We start from the raw sequence: 12,639 nt of genomic DNA on the forward strand, positions 1-12,639 counted from the left end.
TATCCGTTATCCAGGTAACGGATATACACACCCATACCCGCCTCAGGACTTCAGCGCCTTCTTCGGATAAATGTCATACCGGCTGGACTTCCCATCCAACGCATGACTCGGCTTCGGACCATCAATACACGGCGCCTTACGCGGCCGCTTAACCACCACCCGATGGCTGGCCAAGGCCAACGCAGCAGCGAGCAACGCCGGCGCGTCCGGATCATCCCCCACCAAGGGCCGAAACAACCGCATCTCCTTCTTCACCAGCGCGGTCTTCTCCCGATGAGGAAACATCGGATCCAGGTAAATCACCTGAGGCGGCTCCCCCTCCCAACTGCGCATCACCTCAATCGAATTGCCCTTGAGCAACTTCATGCGCGCCACAATCGGCGCCACCTCAAAATCCTCAGCCCCGCGCGCCAGACCATCCTCCAGAAGCGCCCCAATCAACGGCTGCCGCTCGATCAGGCTCATCTCGCACCCCAAACTGGCCAGTACGAAAGCATCCTTGCCCAACCCCGCCGTAGCGTCCAACACCCGCGGCCGCACGCCCTGCGCCACGCCCACCGCCTTGGCAATCATCTGCCCGCTGCCACCACCGTACAAACGCCGGTGCGCCGCACCACCTTCCACAAAATCCACCCGCACCGGCCCAGGCGCATCAGGCCCCAGTTGTTGCAACTGCAGGCCCTGCTCGCTCACCTGCAAGGCAAAGTCCGCCTCATCCAGCTGCAAAGGCAACCCAAGCTGCTCGGCCCACTGCTGGGCACGGGCCTGAAAACCTTCGGCCAAGGCCTCGACCCGAATGCGGCTGGCCGCTGGTTGTTCGCTCATCGGTGACTACGCTCAAAAATATTAAGGATCGGCGAAAAGCGGCCGATAAAAAAAAGGATCAGGCATTTTGCCAGAGCTGAGCGACGATCGAGAGAAATGTCAGACATTCCTTCGCTATTTACCGGTGTACTGCCGACCCACAACCACTTCGGCCTGCGCAATACCCAAGCGCTGGCCGGGGTCAGTCATGTGTGGCAGGACTTCTTCGCCCAGGCGTTGGCCGAACAGCTCGGCGACACGCCGGGCGCGCTCGCCAAGTCCGTGGCAACGCCGGTAGATCCGTCGGTTGAACCGAGCGAAGGCAGTGACCTGCTGTCGCAGATCGTCACCCAACGCGCGTGTGACGTGAAAGAGACCGAGATCGCCCCGCCCGAGCCGCTGTTCCTGCCCATCGCCGAATTCGAACTGGAATTGCTGCCACCGTCCCCGCCACCGTACCCGGCGGAAGAAGTGGTCGCCCAGCAAAAGCAGCAGAACTTCGAAAGCGGTTGGGTGCGCCCTATCGTCCTGACCGCCGGCCACCCGCTGCCCCTGCCTGGCCCGGCGCCTCAGCCACGCCCACTGCATTTGCCGATTGCCGAATTCGAACTGGACCTGCTGCCACCGCCACCGCCGCCATTCCCGGCAGAAGAGCTGGTTGAGCAACAAAAAGCCCTGGACTTCGACAGCCGCTGGGCTCGCCCGCTGATTATCCACAACCTGCGCCTCGCGGCCTGATTCTCAGCGACACACCCACCAACGCCCCATGTCGAGATGAAAGTGGTTTCGGTGGGCGGCGTTGTAATCCGGGCTCAACACCACGTTGAAATCCTTGCAGGCGCCATCGCGCACTTGCCGCAGAAACTTCGCGCCCTCGCCGCCGCCCGGCCAATCCTTGAGCACATTGATGGTGCGCCCGTCTGCCAGGCGAAAGCCGGCGATATCCAAAGCATTCGCCGACGCGTGCTGGCTGAGTCGCCCATCGGCACGGTTGTAGATATTGCGACAGGCAAAGCTGCCGAGGTGATCGACCCGTGTCACCGCCTGGCCAAACACCGCCTGGGCCGCGGGTTGCAGGCTGTGGCGCTCGAACAGGGCGAACGCCACGGCCAGCGGGCAACTGGCGAGAAAGCTGCTGCTCAGACCGACCTCCGCCCCCTGGACGCGCAAGGTATTGCGCAGCGGGCAGGCGGCATCGGCAGGGCTGTCAGCCTGATGGGTGATCCGCAACCCGGAGGTTTTCAGCACCTGGTCACACAGCGCAGGGTCATCCTGCAAACGCCCAAGCTTGAGTCGGGTCAACAGGTTCGGGCTTGCGCGCACGTCCAATGGTGCCCACGGGTTCCAGTCATCGGGCAGCGGCACCCAGCCTCGCCACACGCCGACCAGCAGACCGCCCGCCAACACGAGCAACACACCCAGCGCTTTGAAGAAGCGCACGCTCCCTCAACCCTTGAACAGTTGATTGGCCTGGCTGAACGGCATCGAGCGTTCGGTAAAGGTAAACGTGCCCAGTTCATGAACCTCCCGGGCCGCCCTGAAGAACTCTCCATAAGCCGCCAGGGCCATGGCCGAACCCACGCTGATGCGCTTGACGCCCAGCTCGCTCAACTGCGCCACGCTGAGTTTCAGGGCGCCTGACATCAAGATATTCACGGGCTTTGGCGCGACCGCCTTCACCACGGCCAACACTTCCTCGGCACTGCGCAGGGCCGGTGCATACAGCACGTCGGCACCGGCTTCGGCGTAGGCCTGGAGGCGGCGGATGGTGTCGGGCAAATCCAGCCGGCCATGCAGGAGGTTTTCTGCACGGGCGGTCAGCGTGAAGGGGAACGGCAGGCTGCGGGCAGCAGCGACCGCCGCTTCGACACGTTCGACGGACAAATCAAAAGGATAGATCGGGTCGACGGCAATCCCGGTGGCGTCTTCGATGGAGCCACCGACAATGCCGGTAGCTGCAGCGCGCAGGATGGTCTCGGCGCAACCTTGGGGCGTATCGCTGAAGCCGTTTTCCAGGTCAGCGGCAACGGGCAGCGAGGTGGCCTGGACGATCGCCCCGGCATTGCCCAAGGTGTCTTCCAGGGACAGCGCACCTTCGGCATCCGGGCGGCCGAGGCTGAAGGCGAAGCCGGCGCTGGTGGTGGCCAGGGCTTCGAAACCCAGGCTGGCGAGCATTTTTGCGGAACCGGCATCCCACGGATTGGGCATCACGAAGGCACGGTCACGCTCATGCAGGGCCTTGAAGGTTTCGGCGCGAAGGGTTTGGGCATCCATGACTGACTCCTGTCGGGAAAAGGAGCCTTAGAGTAACCCCAGTTGCTCCGCTTCGGGTTCTCGATGAATCTGCGGCAAGGCCGGCAAGCCGGGCAAACGCACCATCAGCTTTTCGTGAAAGCGCAGGGCCAGTTGGGCCGCCAGGCGATTGTCAGAGGTGTGGAGAAAGACATAGGGCGTGCGACCCTCTTCGATCCAGCCGGCGACCTTTTCAACCCAGGGCACCAGGAACGGGTCATTGGCTTCCAGCTCCGGATGGCCAATAAAGCGCACTTGCGGAAACTGCGTCAGCGCCGCCGGGCGAGGTGGCACCTTGGGCTTTTTCGATTGGGCGTGCAGCACGGCTGCCGAGGTGGACGTGCAACTGAACAACGCACGCGGGTCCAGGCAGATGCGCTCGACACCCCGGTCGCGCAGCAAGCGGTTGAGACTGCGCTCGGCGTCGCCCTTGGCAAAGAACTCCGAGTGACGCACTTCCACCGCCAACGGTCGCTCCAACCCATCGATAAACCCGGCTAACTCACCCAGGCGCTGCGGGGTAAAACTGGCCGGCAGTTGCAGCCACAATGGCGAAATGCGCTCGCCCAACGGGCTCATCAACCCAAGAAAACTTTCCGCCGCAGGCAACTGCTCAATCAGGTTGCCACTGTGGCTGATATCACCCGGAAACTTGGCGGTGAAACGAAAATGTTCGGGCATGATTTCAGCCCAGCGCTGCACGGTAGCGACGGAGGGGCGGGCATAGAACGTGGTGTTGCCCTCAACAGCGTTGAAGACGTGGGAATACAGGGCGAGGTAATCGCTGGAACGGGCGTCGGCGGGATACAGGTATTCGCGCCAGGCGTTTTCACTCCAGGACGGACAACCGAGGTAGTAAGGCAACAGCATCAGATATGGATATCGAGGCCCAGCACTTCCATATCCCATTCGACAAAGCCGGCGGTGGTCAGGTAGCTGGCCAGGGCATTGGCGACGTTTTTGCTCATGGAGCGCGGGAAGACCATGTCTTGCTGGCGGGCAGGAACACCGCTGGTGCGTGCACCGCTGGAAGCTTGGGAACGCGTTGAAACAGCGGAGGTGTCGGACTGGATTTCAACAAAGTCGGGCGAGTCTTCGACGGAGTCGTCTACCGTCACGTTCGCCTTGCGAGGCTTACGCTTGAGGGGGTAGGACTGTGATGAAAAGCCGTCTATGCGCATACATGCGAACTCGGTATCGGTGATGGCATTTTAATGGCGCTTTCCATGGCGCGCAAATGCTCTGGTGATAACTAGAACACATAATTGGTAAAAGGTTTAAAAGCGCGGGCAAATTCTGACGATTGGCGATTTTTGCCTGAAATTGCCCGCCTTTTTGACGTCAAATAATTCCGCGTTCAGCCTTGGTTTGCGCCACTTTATCCCGCAGGTACACAGGCGCTGCCTGGTCGGCCGCAATTGCCTCGCCCCGCTCCCAGGCAAAGCGTGCCAGGGTCAGCAGGTCTTCGGCATGGGGCAACATTGCGGCATCCTGGCCCGCAAGCGTCACGCCAATGCGCTCGCCGTAGCCCCAGCCGGTGCCGGCACCGAACCAGTCGCCGCTGGCATCAGCCGGCAAGGCCGCCGTTTCAGGCGGCAACACGGCTTCAGCACCCACCAGGCGCATCTCGCCAGCGGTTTCGCGGTAGCAACCCCAATACACTTCGTCCATGCGCGCATCGATGGCAGCGGCAACTTGGCTCACGCCGTGTTCGCGAAACGCCCGCTGCGCCAGTACCGCCAGGTTGGACACCGGCAACACCGGACGCTCGAGAGCAAATGCCAATCCCTGGACCACGCCAATAGCGATGCGCACACCGGTAAACGCACCCGGGCCACGGCCGAACGCGATGGCGTCCACCGCCGACAAGGTAGTGCCCGCGTCCAGCAGCAGTTGCTTGATCATCGGCAACAGCTTCTGCGCGTGCAGGCGCGGGATCACCTCGTAGTGGCTCGTGACCTTGCCATCGTGCAGCAGGGCAACGGAGCAAGCTTCAGTCGCGGTGTCCAGGGCCAGCAAGGTGCTCATCGGTGTATGCATCCACGTTGAAAAAAAGTGCGTCAGTATAAACAACAACGGCCCGCAAGCGGGCCGTTGTCAATCAAGCGGATGAACGATCAGCTCAGCGCTTGCAGTACTTTGCCAGTGATGGCTTCAACCGAACCCACACCTTCGATGTGGCTGTACTTCGGCTTGCCCTGGGCGGCCGAAAGTTTCTGGTAGAAGTCCACCAGCGGCTTGGTCTGGGAATGATAGACCGACAGACGATGGCGCACGGTTTCTTCAGTATCGTCTTTACGCTGCACCAGGTCGTCGCCGGTGACATCATCCTTGCCAGCCACTTTCGGCGGGTTGTAGACGATGTGGTAAACGCGGCCCGAGGCTTCGTGAACACGACGACCGGCAATACGCTGCACGATCTCTTCGTCTTCAACGGCGATTTCCACCACGTTGTCCAGCTCGACGCCGGCCTTCACCAGGGCTTCAGCCTGGGGAATGGTGCGCGGGAAACCGTCGAACAGGAAACCGTTCTTGCAGTCGTCCTGGCTGATGCGTTCCTTGACCAGGTTGATGATCAAGTCATCGGAGACCAGGCCGCCGCTGTCCATCACGCTCTTGGCGATCAGGCCCAGCTCGGTGCCCGCCTTGACGGCCGCGCGCAGCATGTCGCCGGTGGAGATTTGTGGAATGCCGAATTTTTCAGTGATGAACTTTGCCTGAGTACCTTTACCGGCCCCGGGAGCTCCCAGCAGAATGACGCGCATCGATGTGCTCCTCAATTTTTTATAAAGATGACGCTCGGATTCGCCGCATGGGGCCAATCTCGGAAATTTTGGGTCCAGGCCGCACAAACGGCCAAAGGCTGATCAAGATACACAGCAGGCCCAAACCACACAAGCCGCCGAAAGTAGGAGAAACCCGCGCCGCGCTGGCTTTATCGGCAGGKACAACCCGGACAGCAAAACGCCGGTCGACATTTTGACGGCGACCGGCGCGATGTATCTGCAAGCTATTGAGAACACGCCATAAATGTCAGCCGGTGTTGCGCAATCCGGCGGCAATACCGGCCACAGACACCAGCAGCGCCTGTTCCAGAGGGCTGTCCTGCGCCGCCTCCTGTTGCCGCGATCGGGCCAGTAACTCGGCCTGCAACAGGTGCAACGGGTCGAGGTAGGTGTTGCGCAGCCGGATGAACTCCAGGGTATCGGGGCTATGGGCCAGCAGCTGAGACTGGCCAGTCAGGCCAAGCACTACACTGCACGCCTGCGACAATAGGTCGCGTAAGTGCGCACCCAATGGCAGCAGATCAGGCTGTACCAGACGCTCGTCATACAGGCGGGCGATGTCGGCGTCGGCCTTGGCGAGCACCATTTCCAGCATATCGATGCGGGTACGGAAGAACGGCCACTGCTCGCGCATTTGCCCCAGCAACTCACCTTCGCCGCGCTCAAGGGCCTTGCTCAAGGCCGCTTCCCAACCGAGCCAGGCCGGCAGCATCAGGCGGGTTTGGGTCCAGCCGAAAATCCACGGGATTGCCCGCAGGCTTTCAATACCGCCGGCTCGACGCTTGGCCGGGCGACTGCCCAAAGGCAAGCGGCCCAACTCCTGCTCCGGCGTGGACTGGCGGAAATACTCGACAAATTGCGGATTTTCCCGCACCACGGCGCGGTAAGCGCTGACACCGTCGGCGGCCAATTCGTCCATCAAGTGGCGCCAGGCCGGCTCCGGTGGTGGCGGTGGCAACAACGTCGCCTCCAGCACTGCCGCCAGGTACAGGTTGAGGTTTTGCTCGGCGATGTCCGGCAGGCCGAACTTGAAGCGGATCATCTCGCCTTGTTCGGTGGTGCGGAAACGCCCCGCGACCGAACCCGGTGGCTGCGACAGAATCGCCGCGTGCGCCGGGCCGCCGCCGCGGCCTACGGTGCCGCCGCGACCGTGGAACAGCAGCAGTTCGACTTGTTGTTCGCGGCAGATTTCCACCAACTGTTCCTGGGCCCGGTATTGCGCCCAGGCGGCGGCGGTAGTGCCCGCATCCTTGGCCGAATCCGAATAGCCGATCATCACTTCCTGCGGGCCCTGCAGACGGGCGCGATAGCCCGGCAACAGCAGCAGTTTCTCGATCACCGGGCCTGCGTTGTCCAGGTCAGCCAGGGTCTCGAACAACGGCACCACCCGCATCGGTCGTTGTACGCCGGACTCTTTGAGCAGCAGTTGCACAGCCAGCACATCCGACGCGGCGCCGGCCATGGAAATGACGTAGGAACCCAGCGAAGCGGCAGGTGCGGCGGCGATTTCCTTGCAGGTGTTCAGCACTTCGGCAGTGTCTGCCGAGGGTTTGAAGTAACCCGGCAACAAGGGGCGACGGTTGGCCAGTTCCTTCATCAGGAAACTGATGCGCGCCTCTTCGTCCCAATCCTCGTAACGGCCAAGGCCCAGGTAATCGGTGATTTCAGTCATGGCCGCGCAGTGGCGGGTCGAATCCTGACGAACGTCGAGGCGCACCAGGAACAGGCCAAACGTCACCGCCCGACGCAAGCAATCCAGCAGCGGGCCGTCGGCAATCACGCCCATGCCGCAGGTATGCAACGACTCGTAGCACAGCTCCAGCGGCTCGAGCAGCTCGCGGTTGTTTTGCAGCACATCGGCAGGCGCCGGCGTGGTGGTAGTCAACGAGGTGTGGGCCCATTGGCGTGTGGCGCGCAGGCGCTCACGCAGTTGCTTAAGCAACGCCCTATAAGGTTCGACGCTGTCGCCGACCTTGGCCTGCAATGCCGGGCTGGCTTGTTGCATCGACAGCTCGGAGGCCAGGTGATCGATATCGCGCAGGTACAGGTCAGCCGCCATCCAGCGTGCCAGCAGCAACACTTCACGGGTGACCGGCGCGGTGACGTTGGGGTTGCCGTCGCGGTCGCCGCCCATCCAGGAAGCGAAGCGAATCGGCGCGGCTTCCAGGGGCAGGCGCAAACCGGTCGCCGCATGCAAGGCATGATCAGCCTTGCGCAAATAATTCGGGATGGCGTGCCACAGCGAATGCTCGATCACCGCAAAGCCCCACTTGGCTTCGTCTACAGGCGTGGGCCGGGTGCGGCGGATTTCTTCGGTGTGCCAGGCTTCGGCGATCAGGCGTTGCAGGCGATTGCGGATCTGCGCGCGCTCGGCGGTGGTGAGGTCGCGGTGATCCTGCAGGGCCAATTGTGCGGCGATGGCATCGTATTTCTGGATCAGGGTGCGGCGGGCAACTTCGGTGGGGTGAGCGGTGAGCACCAGCTCGATTTCCAGCCGGCCCAACTGGCGCGCCAGGGATTCACTGCTGTGGCCTTCGCTCTGCAAGCGTGCCAGCAGTTCCGGCAGTACCCGTGACTCAAACGGCGCAGGCGTTGATTCATCACGGCGGTGGATCAACTGGTACTGCTCGGCGATGTTGGCCAGGTTGAGAAACTGGTTGAAGGCCCGCGCCACCGGCAGCAGTTCATCTTCTTTCAGTTGGTTGAGGCTGGCGCTCAGCTCTTCGCCAGCCGCCTGCTCCGAAGCCGCGCCACGGCGGTCGGCCTTGGCGCCTTTACGGATCTGCTCGATCTTGTCGAGGAATTCATCGCCGTACTGCTCTCGAATCGTGTTGCCCAACAGCTCACCCAGCAGGTGAACATCCTCACGCAAACGTGCATCGATATCGCTCATCAGCCAATCTCCAGCAGAAAATCCGGGACGCTTTGATCCTCAAGAGTGCCGCCCACGGCGAAGTCTTACAAGGAACTTTAAACCTTGTGAGTTGCAGCTAGTCTCAACAGTAAGCCGCAGCGTTATCCGCGCTGGCCGGCTGGTCACTCATCATCGCCCGCGTACCGTGGGCTCCATTGAGGTTGCCATGAAAATCCGAGAACTGGCCCAGCATTGGGAAGAAAACGCCAAGGGTCGCCTGACCAAAACCGAATACGCCATCCATCTGGACGTTGAAGCCGCTGCCAGGCTGGCGGCGATCTCCGAGATGTACCCCAAACGCCACACCGAAGAACTGCTCGGCGAGTTGATTGGCGCAGCCCTCGAAGAGCTGGAAGCGAGCTTTCCCTACATCAAGGGCAAGCAGGTGATTGCTACCGATGAGGAAGGCGATCCGCTGTACGAAGACGTTGGCCCAACCCCACGCTTTCTCACGCTGTCACGGCGCTATCTGCACGATCTGTCGGCTCAGTCCGACAAGCAGAAACACTAGTCAACCTCCGCTAAAAAAACCGAAACCTCCAGTATTCAGGGCCTCCGACGGGCCCTGAATACCCCTGCGTATTGCAAAAGTTCCAACTTTTAAACGCTGACCGTTCAGTCAGATATTTTTTTAGGCAAATCGCCATCTTCGCTGAACTATTCAAAAAAGCCTCCGGTCACAGCCAGTAAGCCATCACTTGGAACAGCCGTTTGAATAGGCGTCCCGAGCTTTACCGCCGGGCCCCCGCAGACACTGCAAGCCGGAGATGGATTTGATGTTTTTCAGGAGTTACCTAATGGAGTTGAAGACGATGAAGACCAGCACTGCCAAAACCTCGTTTAACCACCTGCGCGGGCTTAAATTGGCCGCGCTGGCAATCGGCACCAGCTTCGTACTGGCTGGCTGCGCCGGCAACCCACCGACCGAGCAATACGCTGTTACCCAATCTGCGGTGAACAGCGCCGTCAGCGCCGGTGGTACCGAGTACGCAGCCGTGGAAATGAAGTCGGCTCAGGACAAACTGAAGCAAGCTGAAATTGCCATGCACGACAAGAATTATGACGAAGCCCGTCGCCTGGCCGAACAAGCCGAGTGGGACGCACGCGTCGCAGAGCGCAAAGCCCAGGCTGCCAAGGCCGACCAAGCTGTGAAGGATTCCCAGAAAGCTGTTCAGGAGCTGCGTCAGGAAGGCATGCGTCCGGCTGTTATCAAGCCGCAGCAATAAGCCGCTACCTCTGATTGCATTGCACCCGAAACCGAATTGAAAGGACGACACGACTATGCGTAAACAATTGATGATCCCTGCCCTGCTGGCAATGAGCGTTGCTCTGGCGGCGTGCTCTACCCCGCCGAACGCGAACCTGGAAAACGCTCGCACCAACTTCTCGGCCCTGCAAGCCAACCCGCAAGCCACCAAAGTAGCGGCGCTGGAAACCAAAGACGCCAGCGAGTGGCTGGACAAGGCTGACAAGGCCTACCGCGACAAGGAAGACCAGAAGAAGGTCGATCAACTGGCCTACCTGACCAACCAGCGCGTTGAAGTGGCCAAGGACACCATCGTCCTGCGTGAGTCCGAAGCCAAGCTGAAAAACGCTGGCGACGAACGTGCCCGCGCCCTGCTGGAAGCCCGTGACGCGCAGATCAAGCAACTGCAAGACAGCTTGAACGCCAAGCAAACCGATCGCGGCACCCTGGTGACTTTTGGTGACGTGCTGTTCGCCACCAACAAGTCGGACCTGAAGTCGAGCGGCCTGGTGAACATCACCAAGCTGGCGCAGTTCCTGCGCGATAACCCGGACCGTAAAGTGATTGTCGAAGGCTACACCGACAGCACCGGTTCCGACTCGTACAACCAGAGCCTGTCGGAGCGCCGTGCCGCTTCCGTGCAGCGCGCACTGGCTAACCAGGGTGTGGATATCTCGCGCATCGTGACCCAGGGTTATGGCAAGGAATACCCGGTTGCCGACAACGGCAGCGTTTCGGGCCGTGCCATGAACCGCCGCGTTGAAGTGACCATCTCCAACGACAACCAGCCGGTCAAGCCACGTTCTTCGATGGCTAACTGATCGACTGATGCAACATAAAGAACCCCGCCAATTGGCGGGGTTCTTTGCTTATGGGCATAGACGGATCAGACCAATATCCTCACCGCCTATACACACTCAACCGAATTGAATCTGTCCGGCGTTGCCAGCCTGGCCCTGGCCTTGACCTTCACCACCTTGGCCTTGGCTGCTTTGTTGCTCGGCTTGCATCAGCAACTTCTTGAGCAGTTCCAAAAGATCCGCTCCCCCTGTCCCTTGCGAGCCACCGGCGCCTTGGTCTGCGCCTGCCTGGGGTGAACCTGCATCTTGAATACCCTGACTGCCAAAATTGCCAAAGCTTTGCGCAGAAGATGAATCGTTAACTTGCATACGGATAACTCCAGATTAGGTAACCGAATCAGCGACGCTGACCAGTCCGAAATCTGTGGTAATCAATCCAGAATAGTTCCAGCGTTTCTCAAGCGACCTGTCCTACTGCTCCAATTGCGGCGTTTCCTGACCCATGCAACGCACCGCCTGTTTCTTGCCGTTCACCAGGACGCCGGTCAGGCCTTTCTGTTCGGTATCAAACAGTACCAACACACCATCGACACACTGCGCTACCTGAGCGGCCGGGGTCAGGGAGATTTTGTAGTCTTCGCCTGGCACGGTCTTGAGCATGGTGAAGTCGCTGAGCAGCAATGCATCCTCAGGCTTGGCGAAGTGCAAATAGCCGTAGTACCACAGGCAGCCGACGGTGCCGATGATGGTGCCGATGCCGGTGAGGATCAGGGGGATCATGTTGCGTTCTTCGCTCATTGCGGGTTCTCTGCATTGGAATTCGGGGACGCCGGGTAATTGGGGATTTCCCCCAGGCGGCGCAGCCCGTTGAAATGCTGCGGGTCGTCGAGGTAGCGCAGCATCACGGTTTGCCAGGTCTTGTCGGCAAAGGTCTGCACGTGACCACCCCGGGTCAGTTGCAGCACCCTCGGTGGCGGCGCAGCTTGATACAGGCGGATGCCGTTGGACAGCGGCACGATCGGATCATCGAGGCTATGGAACAACAACTTCGGCACACCGGTCAGCCGGGGCATGGCGTTGATCGCACTGTCGGCGTCCGGTACCAGCCACGACAACGGTACCTGGAATGGCCATGTTAGCCAGGAGGTGCTGAGGGCGAATTGTCCTACGTCACGATAACTGGCCGGCACACCGTCCAGCACCAGCGCCTTGAGCTGGGGCTGGCGCTCGGGATGTTCCGCCAGGTAGTGCACCACCAGCGCACCGCCCAGGCTTTGGCCCAGCACGATCAGCGGCTGGCCCTGGGTTTCGGGGGCGTCGTCGATCCACTTGAAGGCGGCGTCGATGTCCTGGTAAACCGCCGGCAGCGAAGCTTCACCTTCGGACAGGCCGTAACCGCGATAGTCCAGCAGCAGCACTTGATAGCCCTGCTCCGGCAGCCACCAACTGCCGCCGAGGTGCCAGGCGAGGTTACCTCCGTTGCCGTGAAGGTGCAGCACCGTGCCCTTGAGCGGCACACCGGCCTTGGCCGGAAGCCACCAGGCGTGCAGCTTGACGCCATCGGCGGTGGTCAGTGTCACGTCACGGTATTGCAGGTGGGCCTTTTCCGGAGTGAACGGCAAGCCGCGCTCCGGGTAAAACAGCAGGGAGCTGCAGCCGTTCAGGGTCAGTAGCAGGCAAAGAATGCCGAGGATTCTCATCCGTTGAAGCCTCGTGAATGGGTTGTGACCTATGGAGATCAAATGTGGGAGCGGGCTTGCTCGCGAATGCGGTGGGTCAGTAAACACATCTGTTGCT

At 60.9% G+C, this 12,639-nt stretch carries 15 protein-coding genes; 4 read left to right on the forward strand and 11 right to left on the reverse strand.

Translation table 11 applies throughout. The features are described from left to right. Positions 1 to 42: 42 nt before the first annotated feature. The gene (locus AU074_RS28055; RefSeq protein WP_076017470.1) at positions 43 to 825 is read right to left on the reverse strand and encodes a class I SAM-dependent methyltransferase; all 783 of its coding nucleotides are present in this window, start codon (positions 823 to 825) and stop codon (positions 43 to 45) included. A 96-nt stretch (positions 826 to 921) separates the two neighbouring features. On the opposite strand from AU074_RS28055, the gene AU074_RS28060 reads away from it, so the two are divergent. Continuing rightward, a complete protein-coding gene (locus tag AU074_RS28060) occupies positions 922 to 1,542 on the forward strand; it encodes an energy transducer TonB (RefSeq protein WP_076017471.1) in 621 nt (206 codons plus the stop codon). Positions 1,543 to 1,545: 3 nt separating this feature from the next. Here AU074_RS28060 and AU074_RS28065 read toward each other — a convergent pair whose 3' ends face one another. The 7 genes from AU074_RS28065 to ppc all read right to left on the reverse strand — a co-directional run bounded on the left by AU074_RS28065 (position 1,546) and on the right by ppc (position 8,775). Beyond that, on the reverse strand, positions 1,546 to 2,244 hold the full coding sequence (locus tag AU074_RS28065) for an extensin family protein (RefSeq protein ID WP_076017472.1): 699 nt from the start codon (positions 2,242 to 2,244) through the stop codon (positions 1,546 to 1,548). A 6-nt stretch (positions 2,245 to 2,250) separates the two neighbouring features. Next, positions 2,251 to 3,078, reverse strand: a complete 828-nt coding sequence (locus AU074_RS28070; protein WP_076017473.1) for an oxaloacetate decarboxylase — start codon at positions 3,076 to 3,078, stop codon at positions 2,251 to 2,253. Positions 3,079 to 3,105: 27 nt separating this feature from the next. Then, positions 3,106 to 3,966 carry a DUF72 domain-containing protein gene (locus tag AU074_RS28075; RefSeq protein WP_076017474.1) on the reverse strand — a complete coding sequence of 287 codons (861 nt, stop codon included), beginning with the start codon at positions 3,964 to 3,966 and terminating at the stop codon, positions 3,106 to 3,108. After that, positions 3,966 to 4,277, reverse strand: coding sequence for a hypothetical protein (locus AU074_RS28080; protein WP_076017475.1), 312 nt, complete (start codon positions 4,275 to 4,277; stop codon positions 3,966 to 3,968). Before AU074_RS28080 ends, AU074_RS28075 begins: the two co-directional genes overlap by 1 nt. Before the next feature lie 160 nt (positions 4,278 to 4,437). Further along, positions 4,438 to 5,124 (reverse strand): tRNA (adenosine(37)-N6)-threonylcarbamoyltransferase complex dimerization subunit type 1 TsaB, encoded by a 687-nt coding sequence (gene tsaB, locus AU074_RS28085; protein WP_076017476.1) that lies wholly within the window; start codon positions 5,122 to 5,124, stop codon positions 4,438 to 4,440. Positions 5,125 to 5,213: 89 nt separating this feature from the next. Continuing rightward, the gene (gene adk / locus AU074_RS28090) at positions 5,214 to 5,861 is read right to left on the reverse strand and encodes an adenylate kinase (RefSeq protein WP_076017477.1); all 648 of its coding nucleotides are present in this window, start codon (positions 5,859 to 5,861) and stop codon (positions 5,214 to 5,216) included. 268 nt (positions 5,862 to 6,129) lie between these two features. After that, positions 6,130 to 8,775 (reverse strand): phosphoenolpyruvate carboxylase, encoded by a 2,646-nt coding sequence (gene ppc, locus AU074_RS28095; RefSeq protein WP_076017478.1) that lies wholly within the window; start codon positions 8,773 to 8,775, stop codon positions 6,130 to 6,132. Positions 8,776 to 8,962: 187 nt separating this feature from the next. On the opposite strand from ppc, the gene AU074_RS28100 reads away from it, so the two are divergent. The 3 genes from AU074_RS28100 (at position 8,963) to AU074_RS28110 (ending at position 10,863) form a co-directional block, all read left to right on the forward strand. After that, positions 8,963 to 9,307, forward strand: a complete 345-nt coding sequence (locus tag AU074_RS28100) for a hypothetical protein (protein ID WP_010176787.1) — start codon at positions 8,963 to 8,965, stop codon at positions 9,305 to 9,307. A 301-nt stretch (positions 9,308 to 9,608) separates the two neighbouring features. Further along, positions 9,609 to 10,022 (forward strand): DUF4398 domain-containing protein, encoded by a 414-nt coding sequence (locus AU074_RS28105; RefSeq protein ID WP_173860415.1) that lies wholly within the window; start codon positions 9,609 to 9,611, stop codon positions 10,020 to 10,022. A gap of 55 nt (positions 10,023 to 10,077) precedes the next feature. Beyond that, positions 10,078 to 10,863 carry an OmpA family protein gene (locus tag AU074_RS28110; RefSeq protein ID WP_076017480.1) on the forward strand — a complete coding sequence of 262 codons (786 nt, stop codon included), beginning with the start codon at positions 10,078 to 10,080 and terminating at the stop codon, positions 10,861 to 10,863. A gap of 96 nt (positions 10,864 to 10,959) precedes the next feature. Here the strand turns inward: AU074_RS28110 and AU074_RS28115 are convergent, their stop codons facing one another. From AU074_RS28115 to AU074_RS28125, 3 genes are all read right to left on the reverse strand, one after another. Continuing rightward, complete coding sequence (locus AU074_RS28115; RefSeq protein ID WP_076017481.1) at positions 10,960 to 11,211, reverse strand: hypothetical protein; 252 nt, start codon at positions 11,209 to 11,211, stop codon at positions 10,960 to 10,962. A 102-nt stretch (positions 11,212 to 11,313) separates the two neighbouring features. Then, a complete protein-coding gene (locus tag AU074_RS28120) occupies positions 11,314 to 11,640 on the reverse strand; it encodes a hypothetical protein (protein ID WP_076017482.1) in 327 nt (108 codons plus the stop codon). Beyond that, the gene (locus AU074_RS28125) at positions 11,637 to 12,542 is read right to left on the reverse strand and encodes an alpha/beta hydrolase (protein ID WP_076017483.1); all 906 of its coding nucleotides are present in this window, start codon (positions 12,540 to 12,542) and stop codon (positions 11,637 to 11,639) included. Before AU074_RS28125 ends, AU074_RS28120 begins: the two co-directional genes overlap by 4 nt. Positions 12,543 to 12,639: the final 97 nt, after the last annotated feature.

It is taken from the genome of Pseudomonas sp. ATCC PTA-122608 (assembly GCF_001952855.1).
GTDB lineage: Bacteria > Pseudomonadota > Gammaproteobacteria > Pseudomonadales > Pseudomonadaceae > Aquipseudomonas.

Excerpts from the sequence above, each read along its gene's own strand:
- AU074_RS28055 (WP_076017470.1), bottom strand. The coding sequence starts at position 825 with ATGAGCGAACAACCAGCGGCCAGCCGCATTCGGGTCGAGGCCTTGGCC.
- AU074_RS28060 (WP_076017471.1), top strand. The coding sequence starts at position 922 with ATGTCAGACATTCCTTCGCTATTTACCGGTGTACTGCCGACCCACAAC.
- AU074_RS28070 (WP_076017473.1), bottom strand. The coding sequence starts at position 3,078 with ATGGATGCCCAAACCCTTCGCGCCGAAACCTTCAAGGCCCTGCATGAG.
- AU074_RS28075 (WP_076017474.1), bottom strand. The coding sequence starts at position 3,966 with ATGCTGTTGCCTTACTACCTCGGTTGTCCGTCCTGGAGTGAAAACGCC.
- AU074_RS28080 (WP_076017475.1), bottom strand. The coding sequence starts at position 4,277 with ATGCGCATAGACGGCTTTTCATCACAGTCCTACCCCCTCAAGCGTAAG.
- tsaB (WP_076017476.1), bottom strand. The coding sequence starts at position 5,124 with ATGAGCACCTTGCTGGCCCTGGACACCGCGACTGAAGCTTGCTCCGTT.
- adk (WP_076017477.1), bottom strand. The coding sequence starts at position 5,861 with ATGCGCGTCATTCTGCTGGGAGCTCCCGGGGCCGGTAAAGGTACTCAG.
- ppc (WP_076017478.1), bottom strand. The coding sequence starts at position 8,775 with ATGAGCGATATCGATGCACGTTTGCGTGAGGATGTTCACCTGCTGGGT.
- AU074_RS28100 (WP_010176787.1), top strand. The coding sequence starts at position 8,963 with ATGAAAATCCGAGAACTGGCCCAGCATTGGGAAGAAAACGCCAAGGGT.
- AU074_RS28105 (WP_173860415.1), top strand. The coding sequence starts at position 9,609 with ATGAAGACCAGCACTGCCAAAACCTCGTTTAACCACCTGCGCGGGCTT.
- AU074_RS28110 (WP_076017480.1), top strand. The coding sequence starts at position 10,078 with ATGCGTAAACAATTGATGATCCCTGCCCTGCTGGCAATGAGCGTTGCT.
- AU074_RS28115 (WP_076017481.1), bottom strand. The coding sequence starts at position 11,211 with ATGCAAGTTAACGATTCATCTTCTGCGCAAAGCTTTGGCAATTTTGGC.
- AU074_RS28120 (WP_076017482.1), bottom strand. The coding sequence starts at position 11,640 with ATGAGCGAAGAACGCAACATGATCCCCCTGATCCTCACCGGCATCGGC.
- AU074_RS28125 (WP_076017483.1), bottom strand. The coding sequence starts at position 12,542 with ATGAGAATCCTCGGCATTCTTTGCCTGCTACTGACCCTGAACGGCTGC.